Annotated in this window: 18 protein-coding genes; 10 read left to right on the top strand and 8 right to left on the bottom strand. The window is 61.1% G+C overall.

The window, feature by feature from the left end; all coding sequences use genetic code 11:
* Positions 1 to 27 precede the first annotated feature (27 nt).
* The 3 genes from ATK23_RS03830 to ATK23_RS03820 form a co-directional block, all read right to left on the bottom strand.
* Complete coding sequence (locus ATK23_RS03830; protein ID WP_066137751.1) at positions 28 to 594, bottom strand: CueP family metal-binding protein; 567 nt, start codon at positions 592 to 594, stop codon at positions 28 to 30.
* A gap of 102 nt (positions 595 to 696) precedes the next feature.
* The gene (locus ATK23_RS03825; protein ID WP_066137750.1) at positions 697 to 1,299 is read right to left on the bottom strand and encodes a DUF305 domain-containing protein; all 603 of its coding nucleotides are present in this window, start codon (positions 1,297 to 1,299) and stop codon (positions 697 to 699) included.
* 93 nt (positions 1,300 to 1,392) lie between these two features.
* On the bottom strand, positions 1,393 to 1,827 hold the full coding sequence (locus tag ATK23_RS03820) for a DUF6153 family protein (protein ID WP_066137749.1): 435 nt from the start codon (positions 1,825 to 1,827) through the stop codon (positions 1,393 to 1,395).
* 144 nt (positions 1,828 to 1,971) lie between these two features.
* On the opposite strand from ATK23_RS03820, the gene ATK23_RS03815 reads away from it, so the two are divergent.
* Both ATK23_RS03815 and ATK23_RS03810 read left to right on the top strand, forming a co-directional pair.
* On the top strand, positions 1,972 to 2,424 hold the full coding sequence (locus ATK23_RS03815) for a MarR family winged helix-turn-helix transcriptional regulator (protein ID WP_245858293.1): 453 nt from the start codon (positions 1,972 to 1,974) through the stop codon (positions 2,422 to 2,424).
* 34 nt (positions 2,425 to 2,458) lie between these two features.
* Positions 2,459 to 2,881: an organic hydroperoxide resistance protein gene (locus ATK23_RS03810; protein WP_066137747.1), complete on the top strand. Its 423-nt coding sequence runs from the start codon at positions 2,459 to 2,461 to the stop codon at positions 2,879 to 2,881.
* A gap of 538 nt (positions 2,882 to 3,419) precedes the next feature.
* Here ATK23_RS03810 and ATK23_RS03800 read toward each other — a convergent pair.
* Together ATK23_RS03800 and ATK23_RS03795 are read right to left on the bottom strand one after the other, a co-directional pair.
* Positions 3,420 to 4,160: an ABC transporter permease gene (locus ATK23_RS03800; protein ID WP_066137744.1), complete on the bottom strand. Its 741-nt coding sequence runs from the start codon at positions 4,158 to 4,160 to the stop codon at positions 3,420 to 3,422.
* 50 nt (positions 4,161 to 4,210) lie between these two features.
* The gene (locus ATK23_RS03795) at positions 4,211 to 5,104 is read right to left on the bottom strand and encodes an ABC transporter ATP-binding protein (RefSeq protein ID WP_066137742.1); all 894 of its coding nucleotides are present in this window, start codon (positions 5,102 to 5,104) and stop codon (positions 4,211 to 4,213) included.
* Between the two features lie 138 nt (positions 5,105 to 5,242).
* Between ATK23_RS03795 and ATK23_RS03790 the strand changes: the two genes are divergently transcribed.
* Both ATK23_RS03790 and ATK23_RS03785 read left to right on the top strand, forming a co-directional pair.
* Positions 5,243 to 6,592, top strand: a complete 1,350-nt coding sequence (locus ATK23_RS03790; protein WP_066137740.1) for a sensor histidine kinase — start codon at positions 5,243 to 5,245, stop codon at positions 6,590 to 6,592.
* 13 nt (positions 6,593 to 6,605) lie between these two features.
* The gene (locus ATK23_RS03785; RefSeq protein ID WP_066137738.1) at positions 6,606 to 7,283 is read left to right on the top strand and encodes a response regulator; all 678 of its coding nucleotides are present in this window, start codon (positions 6,606 to 6,608) and stop codon (positions 7,281 to 7,283) included.
* On the opposite strand, the gene soxR is transcribed toward ATK23_RS03785, so the two are convergent.
* Positions 7,264 to 7,770 (bottom strand): redox-sensitive transcriptional activator SoxR, encoded by a 507-nt coding sequence (soxR, locus tag ATK23_RS03780; protein WP_217994568.1) that lies wholly within the window; start codon positions 7,768 to 7,770, stop codon positions 7,264 to 7,266. The two genes, ATK23_RS03785 and soxR, sit on opposite strands and share 20 nt — an antisense overlap.
* Positions 7,771 to 7,857: 87 nt before the next feature.
* Here soxR and ATK23_RS03775 point away from each other — a divergent pair, with 87 nt between their 5' ends.
* The 5 genes from ATK23_RS03775 (at position 7,858) to ATK23_RS03755 (ending at position 11,344) form a co-directional block, all read left to right on the top strand.
* Positions 7,858 to 8,091 carry a hypothetical protein gene (locus ATK23_RS03775; RefSeq protein ID WP_038991358.1) on the top strand — a complete coding sequence of 78 codons (234 nt, stop codon included), beginning with the start codon at positions 7,858 to 7,860 and terminating at the stop codon, positions 8,089 to 8,091.
* Positions 8,092 to 8,257: 166 nt separating this feature from the next.
* On the top strand, positions 8,258 to 9,391 hold the full coding sequence (locus ATK23_RS03770; RefSeq protein WP_066137735.1) for an LLM class flavin-dependent oxidoreductase: 1,134 nt from the start codon (positions 8,258 to 8,260) through the stop codon (positions 9,389 to 9,391).
* Positions 9,375 to 9,833 carry a MarR family winged helix-turn-helix transcriptional regulator gene (locus tag ATK23_RS03765; RefSeq protein WP_066137733.1) on the top strand — a complete coding sequence of 153 codons (459 nt, stop codon included), beginning with the start codon at positions 9,375 to 9,377 and terminating at the stop codon, positions 9,831 to 9,833. The genes ATK23_RS03770 and ATK23_RS03765 overlap by 17 nt, the downstream gene beginning before the upstream one ends.
* 124 nt (positions 9,834 to 9,957) lie before the next feature.
* Entirely contained in the window at positions 9,958 to 10,641 is a 684-nt protein-coding gene (locus ATK23_RS16515; protein WP_211286059.1) for a hypothetical protein, read from the top strand.
* A gap of 109 nt (positions 10,642 to 10,750) precedes the next feature.
* Positions 10,751 to 11,344 (top strand): dihydrofolate reductase family protein, encoded by a 594-nt coding sequence (locus tag ATK23_RS03755; RefSeq protein WP_066137731.1) that lies wholly within the window; start codon positions 10,751 to 10,753, stop codon positions 11,342 to 11,344.
* A gap of 12 nt (positions 11,345 to 11,356) precedes the next feature.
* On the opposite strand, the gene ATK23_RS03750 is transcribed toward ATK23_RS03755, so the two are convergent.
* Entirely contained in the window at positions 11,357 to 11,833 is a 477-nt protein-coding gene (locus ATK23_RS03750) for an SRPBCC domain-containing protein (RefSeq protein WP_066137729.1), read from the bottom strand.
* Between the two features lie 69 nt (positions 11,834 to 11,902).
* Complete coding sequence (locus tag ATK23_RS16225; RefSeq protein WP_066137727.1) at positions 11,903 to 12,412, bottom strand: GNAT family N-acetyltransferase; 510 nt, start codon at positions 12,410 to 12,412, stop codon at positions 11,903 to 11,905.
* A gap of 452 nt (positions 12,413 to 12,864) precedes the next feature.
* Between ATK23_RS16225 and ATK23_RS03740 the strand changes: the two genes are divergently transcribed.
* Positions 12,865 to 14,292 (top strand): D-alanyl-D-alanine carboxypeptidase family protein, encoded by a 1,428-nt coding sequence (locus tag ATK23_RS03740; protein ID WP_157066301.1) that lies wholly within the window; start codon positions 12,865 to 12,867, stop codon positions 14,290 to 14,292.
* Positions 14,293 to 14,341: the final 49 nt, after the last annotated feature.

Here is a 14,341-nt window from a genome sequence, read left to right as displayed (position 1 = left end):
TTGGTGCTCTGCCGGCGGCAATTGGTGCTACACCAGCTGCAGCTCCGTCAGGCAGGTCGCGTTCTCATCCCCGGCGGTGGACACCGTGGTCTGCGCGGTCTTTCCCTGATACGTGAACTCCAGGTCCACAGTAATTCCCCGCGGAACCCACAGGCCGATAAATCCGTTGTCGAAGGATTCCATTCCCTTGTCCACCAGAACTTCACCGGTATCCGAGTTGACTGCCTTGACCTTCATTTCCACGCCTTGCAGCTGCCCCACGCAGGTGGTGAGGCTATGGAAATGGCAGCTGTGCGTCTGGTCCACGTAGGGTGCGGCTGAGAGGTAGTACTGGTCTTCGGGCAGCGGCAGGTTCGCGGTGCGTCCCGATTCATCGGCCAGCACCAGCTGCGTTGGCTTCACCTGGGCGGTGAAGTTCTGAGGCCGTTGGTCCTGCGGCAAGCGATCGAGCTGGTCGATGACCTGCTTGGCGTCCAACCCCTCCAGTCCCAGCTCGGCAAGGAACTGCCCTGCGTGCTCGGCGTCGATCGCCGTCGTGGCAGACTGGCTTGCTGGCTGCCCGGCACTGCACCCTGCGAGGAGGGCCAGTGCCATGACGGTTCCAGCGCCAGTTGCCGCCGCCTTCCAGCGTGCAGTGCAAGGGGGCGAAATTCGTTGAGTCAAGCGATATCCCATCTTCCTGGTTCGCAGCACCGTTTACAGGCCGGCCAGCAGCTGCTTCATCTCGTCGATTTCAGTGGTTTGCGAGTCGATGATCTGCCCAGCCAATTCCTTGGCCTCGGCATCCTGGCCGTCCTCCAGCTCCGACTCGGCCATGTCCACCGCACCTTCGTGATGCATGATCATCTGCTCGAGGAACAGCTGCGCCGCTTCCTTTCCGGAAGCTTCCTGCAGTGCCTTGATCCCGTCTTCCGGAACCATGCCATCGTGCTCCATGCTGCCGTGGTCCATGCCTTCTGGCATGTCCCACTCGTCCAGCCATCCATCCATTCGCTCGATCTCCGGCGCCTGGGCTGCCTTGATGCGCTCGGCCAAGGCTGTGACCTCCTGCGGGATGTCTTTCTTGCCCAAGATCATCTCGGACATCTCGATCGCCTGTTCATGGTGCACCTTCATGCCCGAAGCGAAAGCCATATCGGCATCGTTGGCTGACGCTGACTGGTCCATGGAATGGCCGGCATGCGAATCGGACGCTGAGGCGCTCGGCGCCGGGGTACTTGATGATTCCCCCGCGCATCCGGCGAGGGCGAGCGTTGCGCCCAGCACGAGGGCGCTGCAAATGAGGATCTGCTTGTTCATGGTAATTCTCCTGGTGGATATCGAACGTAAACGGCGCCCGCCTGCGGCGGCGCCGGAACCAGCCGGAGGCCGGTGCGTGGACCGGCCAAGCCCTCACGTTCGGCAGATCCCCAAGGCAACCAGATCAGGTTTTTCCGGCCCGATACCAGGCAGCGCCGATGCCGCGCACAACGTCTGCGGGAACGCCGTCGGGAGCACGGCTACGGTATGCGGCGGCCGCAAGAACAGCAGCATGGCCAGCAGCGCCAACACGCAACCCGCGGCGGCCATGCCATGGTCTATCGGACAGTCGGCGCAGCCCTGCTCCGAGCCACCCGCGTCGGCAGGCGGCGCATGTGGCGTGGGCTCGGCGTCTGCCGGATGTGCATGGGCCACCTGGGCCAAGGACTGCGCCTGGGCTCCATGGTTCATCACATGCATCGAGAACAAGCCGAGAAGCACCGCGCTGATCAGGAACAGCGAGCGGACGACCGCCAGGCGGGGGCAGTTGCGCCCGCCGGCCTTCGCCGGGTGTTTTCCGATGCTCATGGATCCCAGCTTAGCGACGGCAGCTCACGGACGCGAAGCGCGTCCACGTCCAAATCCCCGTTCTGCGTTGATTGCAGCTCCAAGCTCGGATAAACCATTAATATTTAAGTTGTGCACAATTGAATTGCGTGCAATCATTATTCCATGGCAATAGTTGACGATATGGTGTGCTTCTCCCTCTACTCGGCAAGCCGGGCAACCACCCGCGCATATACCGAACTGCTCGCCCCGTGGCAGCTGACCTACACCCAGTACTTGGTGCTCGTTTCACTGTGGACCGAAGGCGATAAGCCGGTGCGCGAGATCGGCGAAATGCTCCAGCTGGACTCCGGGACCCTGTCTCCGCTACTCCGCCGGCTGGAGCAGAAGGGCTTCATTGAACGCCGCCGCAATGGCCAGGACAGCCGCGTCGTCAACGTCAGCTTGACTCCCGCTGGCACATCCTTGCGCAAAGACTTGGCGCACATACCGGCGCAGATTGCTTGCGGCACCGGGCTGCCGGACATGCAAAGCGCCAAAGCGCTGCTGGCAACGCTGCACCGCATCACCACTTCCATGCAGGAAATCCCTGCTGCGGAGCAACCCTCCCGAAAATAGCTGCAAGCTTTCACCATCAACGAAAGGCAATTCCATGGAAACCCTGTACACCGCAGAGTCCCTGTCCACCGGCCAAGGCCGCGAAGGCCGAGTCCAGACCGCCGACGGCAAGCTCGACCTGGTCCTGGCCTCCCCGGCAGAACTAGGCGGCTCGGGAGCCGGGACCAACCCGGAACAGCTGTTCGCCGCTGGCTACGCCGCTTGCTTCCACTCCGCATTAAATCTGGTCGCGCGCGGCCGCAAGGTAAAAATTGACGACTCCAGCGTCGGCGGCCGTGTCCACCTGAACCGCGACGGGGAGAACGGATTCAAGTTGTCGGTAGAGCTGGAAGTCATCATTCCCGGCCTGGAACCCGCACTGGCCCAGGAACTGGCCGATGCGGCTCACCAAGTCTGCCCCTACTCCAATGCCACCCGCGGCAACATCAATGTCCTAGTGAGCGTCAGCGATGACTAGCTCCCGGGAGGGGAAGCCACTGGGCTTCGCCCGGCACGGAGCACGGATGGCGCTCGGCTCATTTCTCGGCTTCGCCGGGGTCAGCCACCTGACCTTTGCCCGCGAGGAATTTCGCTCCCAGGTCCCGGACTTCGTCCCGCTGGATCCGGATCTGACGGTCATCCTTTCCGGTGTCGTCGAAATCGGCCTGGGACTTACCCTGCTCGCGCTGCTCAAGAAGCGGGTAGCCGTGGGCTGGATCGCCGCGCTCTTCTTCGTCGCGGTGTTCCCCGGCAATTTAGCCCAGTGGCAGGAGGGACGCGATGCGTTCGGCTTGGACACCGACGCGAAACGACTGGCCCGGCTCTTCTTCCAGACCGGCGCTGATAGCGCTCGCACTGTGGAGCACCGCAGCATGGCGCGACCGGGCCCAGCTGCGGTCCAAGGCCTAGAAAAGCGGCGGCATGCGCACGGCGGGAGTTTCGGGCATCACGCCGGATGCCCCGCCGTGCACTGCCTGCGCAATTTCGCTGGCCGGCGGCCTGGCGCCCGCCCATGGCTAGGCATCCCGACGTTTCAAGCTGATGCATCCGGCGCCGAGCAAAGCAACGCTCCACGCAATCAGGACCATCAAGGCCACCGATGGCCCATAGGGTTCGCTGGATCCTGTCGCCATGAACGTCGCGGCATTGGTTGGCAGATACTGGATCACCTCTTGGATCCAATCAATTGGGATCAATTGCAGGATCTGCGGCAACCCGATGACCAGCATGATGGCGCAGACGATGGTTCCTGCAGGATTGCGGCAGAGCAAACCCAATCCAAGAACCATCAAGCTCAGCAACGCCAGGTAGGTTCCGGCTCCTAGTGCCGCGGACACCATGTCAGGGAAACTGAATGTGCCGTACTCCCCTGCGCTCAGCGCTGTGGGAATGGTGGCCAGCAAGATCATCACAGCACCGGCCAGGAAATTCACGATGAACAGCAGTAGTGCTTTGGCCCCGAGGAATATGCCGCGTCGCGGGACAGCCTGCAGGGAGCTGGCGATGGTTCCACTGGAGTACTCGTTGGTGATGTGCAGCGCTGAGGCGGCCGCGAAGAACAGCTGGCCGAATTGCAAGGTTGCAAAGGCCAGCAAAGGGGCTGGCATCGCGGTGTCGAAGCCGTTGTCGCCGCTGGCTTTCGCGCTGATGCCCAGAACCCAGCTCGACGCGATGGTTGCCACGAACCCGGCAAGGAACAACCCGGTCAGGGATCTCAAGCCGAAGAACCTGGTGGTTTCCGCTCGGGTTGCGGCCATCAGCGCTGGGGCTTACAAACCGGACGTTGCTTGGTTGATTGCTGGCGAGCTCATTTGCCCATCGTGTCTCGTGTCAATTGGTTATAGGCCGATTCAAGTGATCCGCATGCCTGGCTCAACTCGTGCAGCTCGAAACCGTTGCTGAACGCGATGGCGCCGACTTCCGCCAGGGAAAGCCCGGAAATTTCCAGACGGTTTCCGCCACCCTCAGTGACTTCAGCACCGTGGCCGGCCAAGGCTCCGGCGAGCGCCGAAGCTTGCGGCGCGCGGACTGCAATCACTTGCCGGGCGAAACCCCTGATGAGCTCGTCGGTAGGTGCCTGGGTGATCAGTTCTCCGCGTCCGATGAGGATCAGCTGGTCTGCAACCTGCTGCACTTCGCTCATGAGGTGGCTGGAGACGAAAACTGTCCCTCCCTGGGCGGCCCGGTTCTTCATGAGCTGGCGGATCCAAGCGATGCCTTCGGCATCCAGTCCGTTCATTGGCTCGTCCAGGATGAGGATCTGCGGGTCGCCGAGCAGAGCGGCGGCGATGCCCAGGCGTTGGCGCATGCCCAGCGAGAAACCGCCGATGCGTTGTGCTGCCACCGATTCGAGTCCGGCATGGGCCAGGACTTCGTCGATGCGGCTGGCCGGGATCTGGTTGGATTGCGCGAGTGCTTTCAGGTGCGTACGAGGCGTATGTCCGGGGTGGCCGGCGGTTCCTGTGATGTGCGCTCCCACGGTGCGCATGGGATGGCGCCGTTGTTCGTAGCCCACCCCGTTGATCAGCGACTTCCCGCTGGTGGGCGCATCAAGTCCGAGGATCATGCGCATGGTGGTGGATTTTCCGGCGCCGTTGGGTCCGAGGAACCCGGTGACGGTTCCAGGCTCTATCGTGAAGCTCAGTTCGTTGACGGCTCGGTTGTTCCCGTAGTCCTTGGTCAGCGAGTCTAGGGTGATCATGGTGTGCTCCTTGGGTTGTGCTTCAACCCTAGGAATTCTGCTGTGCCGGCACGTCGGAGGTTGGTCGGCTCTTCTCATGGCGAAGTCCACGACTTTCGTCGGTGTTCGCTGCAGCGCATCATGCGTAGCATGAGTTCCATGACTACTCCGTGGAAGCAGCTCGGGCTTCTGATTGCCCTGGCATTGTACGCGTACTTGGTGCCGGTTTCCACGAATGCCGCATGGATTCTCCTGGCGCCTTGTGCGGCTTGGATCAGCTATCTGGCCGGGCGGCATGTGGCCTCATTGCTCCATGGCGTGCTGGCCTTCGCCGCCGGCACGCTTGCCGCTGCGCTGACGCTGGTTTTCTCCTCGCATGTCAGCTTGCTGACCATTGCGTTGAATATCCTGACCGGTCTGGTGCTGTTCACGCTGCTGCCTTGGTGGATTGGCCGGTCACGGCGCAATACGGTGCTGTTCCGGGCCCAGGAACGCGAGCATGCGGTGGTGCAAGCCGAGCTTCGCGAGAGGGCCCGCATCGCCGAAGCAATGCATGACCAGCTGGGGCATGATTTGGCGCTGCTGGCCCTGTCGGCCAGCGGGCTGCAGGTCACCGTGGAGAAAGGCAGCGAAGCCTATGCGCAGGCTGCACGGGTCCGCGAGCAGGCCGATGCTTCCATCGACCATCTGCACCAGATTATCGGCGTGCTGCATGATCCGGATCAGCAAGCTCCGTTGGATCCAGCAGTTGAGAGCATCGACCGCTTGCTCGAACGGGCACGTGCCAACGGCATGGGCATCAGCTATGAGCATCACGGCGGCAAGTCTTCGTCGCTTTCTTCCGATGGCGCGTCGGTGATATTGAATCAGGTGGTGCAGGAAGCACTGACCAACGCCGCCAAGTATGCCCCCAAACAGCCGGTCAGCATCAAGCTGGATACGCGCACGAGTCCCGCTGTGCTCCGCATTGCGAACTCGCTGGCCGGGGACTCCCCGGAGCCGCGGCCCGGGGCCACGGGACTGGCCTCCTTGCGCCGGGCCTTGGACGCCGCCGGCGGTTCGCTGCAGATCACCCAGGCAGCCGGCCGTTTCGAACTGCTGGCCCGCGTTCCCCTGGGCAAGCAACACCGTCCGTCACCGGTATCCCATGCGCCTGTTTTGAGAACCAGCAGGCGCCTGATGATTGCCGTGCCGATTCTTGCCGTCGCAGCCATCGCCGCCGGACTCTACTTGCTGCAGGACGCCACCTACAGGGCCACGGCCTTGAGCCCTGCAGACTTCCAGCAGCTGCAGCCTGGGATGAGCCGCGAGGAAGTTTCCCGCTTCGTGACCGCCAAGGGCCTGGACGAGCCTTTGCCGGTAATCAAGGAATCATCCCCGGCCGCCAACGCCGAATGCCGGTACTACGCCGCGAAAACCGGTGTACTCGACCTGGGCAGCGAGATGTTCAGGCTGTGCTTCACCGACGATATCCTCGTCTCTGCCGACCACCTGTACCCAGCTCCCTAGGATCGCTCCCGCCATGGACATTGACTACCCCGTAACCGTTTTGCTCGTTGACGACGAACCGCTGATTCGTGCAGGCCTTGGCACCATCTTGGGCAGCGACCAGCGCATCACCATCATCGGCGAGGCTGAGAACGGCCACCGTGCCATCGAGCTGTCCCAGCGTCTGGAACCGCACGTCATCCTGATGGATATCCGCATGCCGCAGCTGGACGGCCTGAGCGCAATGGAGGCCATCCTGGAGCAGGATCCGGAGGCCCGGGTACTGATCCTGACGACCTTTGGCGAAGAAGACTACATCGACCGCGCCATGTCCGGCGGCGCGGCTGGATTCCTGCTCAAGAGTTCCGGACCGGAGGAACTGGTCGGAGGCGTGCTGGCGGTCGCCGCGGGAGCCGCTGCCCTTCCGCCGCGCATCGCGAAGCGCGTCATCGACAAGTTGCGTGGCATTGATACCTCCGCTGCCTCCCGCGCGCAGTCGCGAATCAGCTCCCTGAGCAGTCGTGAACATGATGTCATGGCGCTGGTTGGCGCGGGCATGTCCAACGCGGAAATTGCCGGCAGGCTGTTCTTGACCGAAGCAACCGTCAAGGGGCACATGACGAGCATCATGCTCAAGGTCGGGGCGCGCAATCGCGTGGAGACCGCGCTCATTGCCTATCAGGGCGGGATCGTCAGTCCGCAGAGTCCGTAGCCGCATCGTTGAATTTCGCGTCGAGTTTGCGGATCCAGCGCGACCCTTCGCCTTCCTTCGCGGCTTCGTCGCCGGGATTGACCAGCGAGCAGGTCTTGAATGACAGGCACCCGCAACCGACGCATCCATCCAGCGAATCCCGCAGCGATTCGAGCTGCAGCATACGGCGATCGATGATCCGCTTCCAGTGCGTGCTCAGCTGTTCCCATTCGATCTGCCGAGGGGCCCGGTCCTCCGGCAGCTCGCTCAACGCGTCGGCAATTTCGGCCAGGGTCAGCCCCACACGCTGGCCCGCGGCAATAATGGCCAACCGGCGCAGCGTGTGCTTTGGAAAAAGGCGCATGTTCCCGCTGGTCCGGGTGGAGAAAATCAGGTTCCGCGATTCATAGAACCGGATCGTGGCGACTGATACCCCGGCACGGCGCGCAAGATCCCCGACGCCTAGCTGGCTTTTCCTGGTTGGCATTGCGGATTCGCTGGCGGTCATAAATCGAATTATTCAGCCCTTTTCCCTTGACCTCAAGTTAGCTAGAGCCTGTTGGCTGTCGTATGAACCACGACGAAAGGCCACGACATGAGCGCCACCCAGATCTACCCATGCAACACCCCGTTCTCGCCCCTGCCGGAACTGCAACTTGATGCAGGGAACACGTCCCCGCTGAACGCGCGCCAGCTGCGCCGCCATCTGCGGCAGCTGCGCAAGCACCGGCGCCATTGCCAGTGCACGCCGCAGGGAACATCAATGGAATTGGCCCATGAGCACAGTTCCCTCTTCTGGGGTGGCGGCTTCATCCCCACGCATCGCTGATCCGCGTCAGGCAGCCGTAAGCCTGGTGCGAACGAGCAGAAGCAAGTGTAAGCAAGCGCACCACGCAGGGAACGGGAATATTTGACGCATCAACTTGTTATTACATGCATACGCATATAAATTGGTGGCACGGCAAAACGCTTGCACCGTAGTTACAGGAGTGGACATGCAATTCGGAGTATTCTCAGTCAGCGACATCACCCGCGACCCGACGACCGGCCGCATCCCTACCGAGAAAGAGCGCATCGACGCATCGGTGGCCATCGCCAAGAAGGTCGAAGAGATCGGCATGGATGTCTACGCCATCGGCGAGCACCACAACCGCCCGTTCTTCTCCTCCTCCCCCACCACCACGCTGGCCTACATTGCCGCCCAGACCGAGCGCATCATCCTTTCCACCACGACCACGCTGATCACCACCAATGACCCGGTGAAGATCGCCGAAGACTTCGCGATGCTCCAGCATCTAGCCGATGGCCGAGTGGACCTGGTCCTGGGCAGAGGCAACACCGGACCGGTCTACCCATGGTTCGGCAAGAACATGCAGGACTCGGTCAACTTGACCGTGGAGAACTACCACCTGCTGCGCCGCCTATGGGATGAGGATGTGGTGAACTGGGAAGGCAAGTTCCGCACCCCGCTGCAGAACTTCACCTCGACGCCGCGCCCGCTCGATGACGTGGCACCGTTCGTCTGGCATGGATCGATCCGCACCCCGCAGGTAGCTGAAATCGCCGCCTACTACGGCGACGGCTTCTTCGCCAACAACATCTTCTGGCCGAAGGAGCACTACCAGCAGCTGATCGGCCTGTACCGCGAGCGCTACGAGCACTACGGCCACGGGCGCGCAGACCAGGCTGTGGTGGGACTGGGCGGCCAGTTCTACATGGCCAAGGATTCCCAGCAGGCGGTCAAGGAATTCCGCCCGTACTTCGATAACGCCCCGGTCTACGGCCACGGCCCATCGCTGGAAGACTTCACCGCGCAGACCCCGTTGACCGTCGGCTCACCGCAGCAGGTGCTGGAGAAGACCCTGTCCTTCCAGGAATACTTCGGCAGCTACCAGCGCCAGCTGTTCCTGATCGACCACGCGGGCCTTCCGCTGAAGACCGTGCTGAACCAGCTGGACATGTTCGGCGAGTACGTGCTTCCTGAACTGCGCAAGGAAATGGAGTCCCGCGCACCGAAGGACCTCACCCCGGCGCCGACCCATGAAGGCCTGGTGGCCGCTCGCAACGCTAAACTGGTCGCTGAGCAAGCAACCACCGAGGAGCCAGCAGCAAGTGACCGGGACCAGTAATCCAGCAGCCTCATTGAAGGTCACCACCGATGCCTGGGAAGCGCTTTTCCGCGCACAGGTGGCGGTCATGCGCCAGATCACCGCAATGCCGGAATTCGGCAAGCTCTCCATGCGCGAGTACGACGTGCTGTTCAACTTGCGCACCTGCCCCGGAGGCAAGAGCCGGCTGGTTGACCTGAATAAGCAGCTGCTGATCTCGCAACCCAGCCTGAGCCGCATGGTCACCCGATTGGAAGACCAGGGGCTGGTAGTTCGCGAGCCCGACCCGGATGACCATCGCGCCATGCAGCTCTCGCTGACCGAGAAGGGACGCAAGCTGCAGCAGGAAATCGGGCGCGAGCACGTCAAGCACCTGCACAACCTGCTGGGCAGCGCGCTGAGCGAAGACGAATTCCATGAACTGCAGCGCCTGAGCACCAAGCTGCGAGATGCGGTGCAGTAGCGGATCAGCCGAGCCCGGAAGGACATGCCATGAGGCAGCTCCTTCCGGGCTCTTTGGCATTGCATGGGATTAAATTGATTCATCATCACCTGTTCATTCACGGCACCCAGAAGGCAGATCACTTTTGAAGGACGAGAAGCTATTCAGCTTGGAAGAAGCCGCCGGCACCCTTGGGGTAGACACCAAGCAGCTGCGCAGCTATCTGCGCCAGCATCGTCCCAAGGGCGCAATCCAGAAGCCGCCCCAGCCAGGAGGCACGTGGCATGTGTCCGCCACCTTGCTGGCCCAGCTGCAGTTCGCCGGCGCACCGGGAATGGACATTGCCCTCAAGCCCGTCGATGACCAGGTCATTGATTCGCTGGAATGGTCGCCGTGGGAATCCTTCGAAAACACAGCCGACTCGGCACCCGTGGCTCCGGGAGTCTACATGTTCCGCCGGGCCGGCGTCGGGGACCACGAGCCCATCTACGTGGGGCAGGCCGGCGAGCGCAGCGGCAAGGGCCTGCGCGGACGGCTGAAGATCTATTCCAGCGGCAAGGGTGCGACCTCCGGCCTGGGCAAGTACGCCTTCGACGAAGCGTTGGCTGACCCGCAGTGGCTTCGGGAACTGGCAGCCGAGGCCGATCGCGGCGAGTCCCGGACCGTCCAGCAAGTCGCGCGCTTGGCCATTGACCGCTTGCATCTCGAAGGCCGGTGGGTGACCTGCATCCACCGCAAGGCTGCCCTGCTGCTGGAAGCCGCGTTGATCCGGAAATACCACGCTACGCTGTGGAATGTTGCCGGTGCGCCGAAGGATGCCGGGAACTGAGTCCCCTGCTGGATTTTCCCGAGCTTGGGGTTGATTCTGCTTGCGTGCAGGTTCATTGTTGGAGTAGCCACCCTCCCGCCAGTACGTAGGTTGAATCGAGGCATTTGCCATGGGCCCGGTAGTTTGCGATGTCACCGTCTCCTTGGACGGATTCTGTGCTGGTCCCAATCAGAGCATGGCGCAGCCGCTGGGCGAAGGAGCCGAAACGCTGCACCGTTGGCAGTTCGAGAATCTTGAGGAAAACCAGGCCGAAATTTCTGCCATTACCCAGGCGTCGGCTTTCATCATGGGCAGCAAGATGTTCGGCCCTCCAGCCGGAGAAGACGACGCGGGCTGGATCGGGTGGTGGGGCGAGAGTCCTCCGTATCATGCCCCGGTCTTCGTGCTGAGCCATCATCCGAAGCCGATGATCTGCCTGCAGGGCGGGAACAGCTTCCAATTCATCTCGGAGGGGATCGAGGAAGCCCTTGCCGAGGCACGGGAAGCCGCTGGCGAGAATCCTGTGGCCATTGCCGGCGGTGCAAGTACCATCGTGCAATTCCTGCGAGCCGGCCTCATTGACGAGTTGCGCCTGCATATCGCACCGATCCGCCTGGGACGCGGCGAGCCGATCACGATTGAAGATATAGAAACGCATATGGATCGCGTTTCCCGCCGTGAAACTTCACTCGTGACGCACGTGTACTACCATCGGCGCCGCTAGCTCAGGCACCAACTATTTGTAGAAGCCTTCGCGCAGGTTGATCCCGTATTCCAGCCACGCTTTCATGGCGGCCAGCATTCCGGTCCATCCTTCGCAATTGCCGAAGGCGGCCTTGGCCCCTTCATCGGTGGCAATCCAGCTCGCTTCGCTGATGGTCACCTTGGTTCGGGTGCTGTCCTCCAGGGATTCGAAGTCGAATCTCACGGTATTCATGCCATCTTCAGCCGTGGATTGCTGGCCTCCCCATTGGAAGACAATGCGTTTTGGTTCTTCGACCTCCAAGACCTTGACCGGGAAAGCTCCGGGGAAATCATGGAAGTCCCAGCTAACGGTGGCACCGTTTTCCAAGTATCCTTCAGCTCCCCCGGTAGTGAAGTAATGGGAAAGCTGTTCCGGATCAGCCACAGCTTCGAATACTTGCCTGATCGACTTGGAAATGATGCCTGAGACGGAGAAGGACAGTTCGCGAAGCTCTTGATGTGTTTCCATACGTCAGGTTTACGCCCGAGGGGAACAGGAGACAATAGGAGCGAGAAAATTCCCAGCGAAAATTAGCGGCTAAACGCCGAACGGCTTGGCATAACGGTAGTCGCCGCTCGGCAGGCAGCTGTCATCGAAGACGCGCACCATGAAGTGCTCGCCCCACGACGGAACCGAAGGGTGGATACCTCGGGGCTGGGCAGCTTCGTAGCCGAAGCGGCTGTAATAGCCTGGGGCACCGAGCAGGACAATGCCGCTGATGCTCTCTTGCTCAGCCCTGTCATGAATTTCTTGCATCAGGATCGATCCGACACCCCGGTGCTGGTATTCCGGAGCGACAGCCAGCGGACCTAGCCCCAATAAGGGTTCCCCATTGACTGCGCCCCATGTCGCGATGACATGGCCGATAACCGTTGTGTCGTCCAGGGCAACGATTGAGAAGCGGTTGTCATATTGGTCGCACTCGAAGAGCTGCTGCAGCAGTCCGACTTCCTCAGGCTCAACCATCGGATCGATTCCGGCGAACGCAGCGTGCGTAATTGCATACACCGCAGCTCGGTCATCGAAGACTTCTGGACGGATACGCATGCACGCAAACCTACCAAATCTCGCCCAACTAGAAAAATTGACTCGTCGCAGTGTTCCATTTGCCAGAACGCCTGCCCAAGGCACCTCCGCGCCTGCTGGAGAAAAGATTGCAGCAACTTGCGGGCAAGTCTGGGACCGCGATTTCCCGCGCAACCGGCCTCGTAGAACTACGAGGCTGAATGGAATTCCCGCTTGCTGCTGGGCAGGGGCCACAGCACCTGGAAATTTTCCGATTCCCCCACGTGGGAAGATGCTTCTCCTGGTGCAGGCAAGGCATCGCTGATGATGGCACGTGCCTTCTTCATCGGGATAAAACGGTCCGCTTGCTTCCGCAGAAGTTCGGTCGCAATAGGCCCGTTTCATCTCCAACGTTTGCAGTAACACCTTGAATGGCTCATGGATAAGTGATGGAATGATGGTCGCATCGCTTGTCACCTCTACCGGAGAATTCCATGAAACAGCCTCGGGCGTTCAAGATTTCCATGGCTGCCGCGCTATCGGCTGCGCTGTTCGCAACAGTGCTGCCGGCAAATCCGGCACTAGCCACAGCTCCTGCCTCCGCCGTGTCAGTGCCCCAGGCACAAGTGCTCGCAGTTGACAGCGGACTGCAGATTGCTGCCAAGAAAATCCAGCGCAATCCAAGCAAGGATGATGTCTTCGTCAATAAGAAGTACCCGCTGAGTCCCGTGAAGTACGCTCCGAAGACGGTAGCCGTCAAAGGCACCAACGTCAGACTGAGGTCCTTGGCCGCCAAGGCCTACACCAAGATGGTGAAGGCAGCGGCCAAGGATGGCGTCAAGATTCGCGCCGTCAGCGGATACCGTTCATACAACCGCCAGGCGGAGCTGTTCAACTACTACTCGCGCATCTACGGCAAGAGCTACGCTTCGCGCATTTCTGCTGTACCAGGCACCAGCGAGCACCAAACCGGTCTGGCCATTGACGTTGGAAATGCCAACGGCGCTTGCGGATTGCAAGCCTGCTTCGCCAACACTCCAGTGGGCAAGTGGGTTGGCAAGAATGCGCACAAGTACGGCTTCATCATGCGCTACCAGAAGGGCCAGGAATCCGTTACCGGCTACGCCTACGAACCATGGCACTTCCGCTACTTGGGCACCTCGCTGGCCAAGAGCGTCAAGAATTCAGGGGCCAAGAGCCTCGAAGCCTACTACGGTGTTTCCGGCAAGAAGTCTGACAGCGCTCCGAAGAAATCCAAGGGCACTGCCCAGACCACCGCGAATCTGAATATGCGCACCGGGGCGGGCACCGGCAATCGCGTGCTGCTGACCATTCCGAGGGGCAAGACCGTCCAGCTGACCGGTTCCAAGAAGTCCGGTTGGTACCAGGTTCGCTACAGCTCGAAGACCGGCTGGGTTTCAGGCAAGTATCTGAAGAACGTCTCGATGCCATCTGCGCCAAAGAAGGATACGAAAAAGAGCACACCGCAGAAGAACACCAGCAACGCCAAGTCGGCCAAGACCACGGCCAACTTGAACATGCGTACCGGGGCAGGCACTAGTAATCGCATCGTGCTGACCATCCCGCAGGGCAAGAAGGTAGCCATTCGCGGCGCCAAGAAGTCAGGCTGGTACCCAGTGAAGTACGCGGGAAAGAACGGCTGGGTCTCGGGTACCTACCTGAGCAGTTTCTCCTCGTCCGGTACCGCTCCGAAGACGACGAAGCCCAAGACTTCGAAATCTTCGTCAAAGAAGACCATCGCTAATTTGAACATGCGCACCGGTGTTGGGACGAGCAAGCGAGTCATCCTCACCATTCCAAAGGGCAAGACGGTGACGGTCCGCGGTGCCAAGAAGTCAGGCTGGTACCCAGTGAAGTACGCAGGGAAGAACGGCTGGGTCTCCGGCAAGTACCTGCGCTAGATTCTTGGACTAGAGAACCAGTTTCCGCTGGACATGCATGATCCTGCTT

This window comes from Glutamicibacter nicotianae, from assembly GCF_002797775.1.
In the GTDB taxonomy this organism is placed as follows: domain Bacteria; phylum Actinomycetota; class Actinomycetes; order Actinomycetales; family Micrococcaceae; genus Glutamicibacter; species Glutamicibacter nicotianae.
The sequence above is the reverse complement of the archived record's forward strand: the minus strand, read 5'-3'. Positions and strand labels throughout refer to the sequence as shown.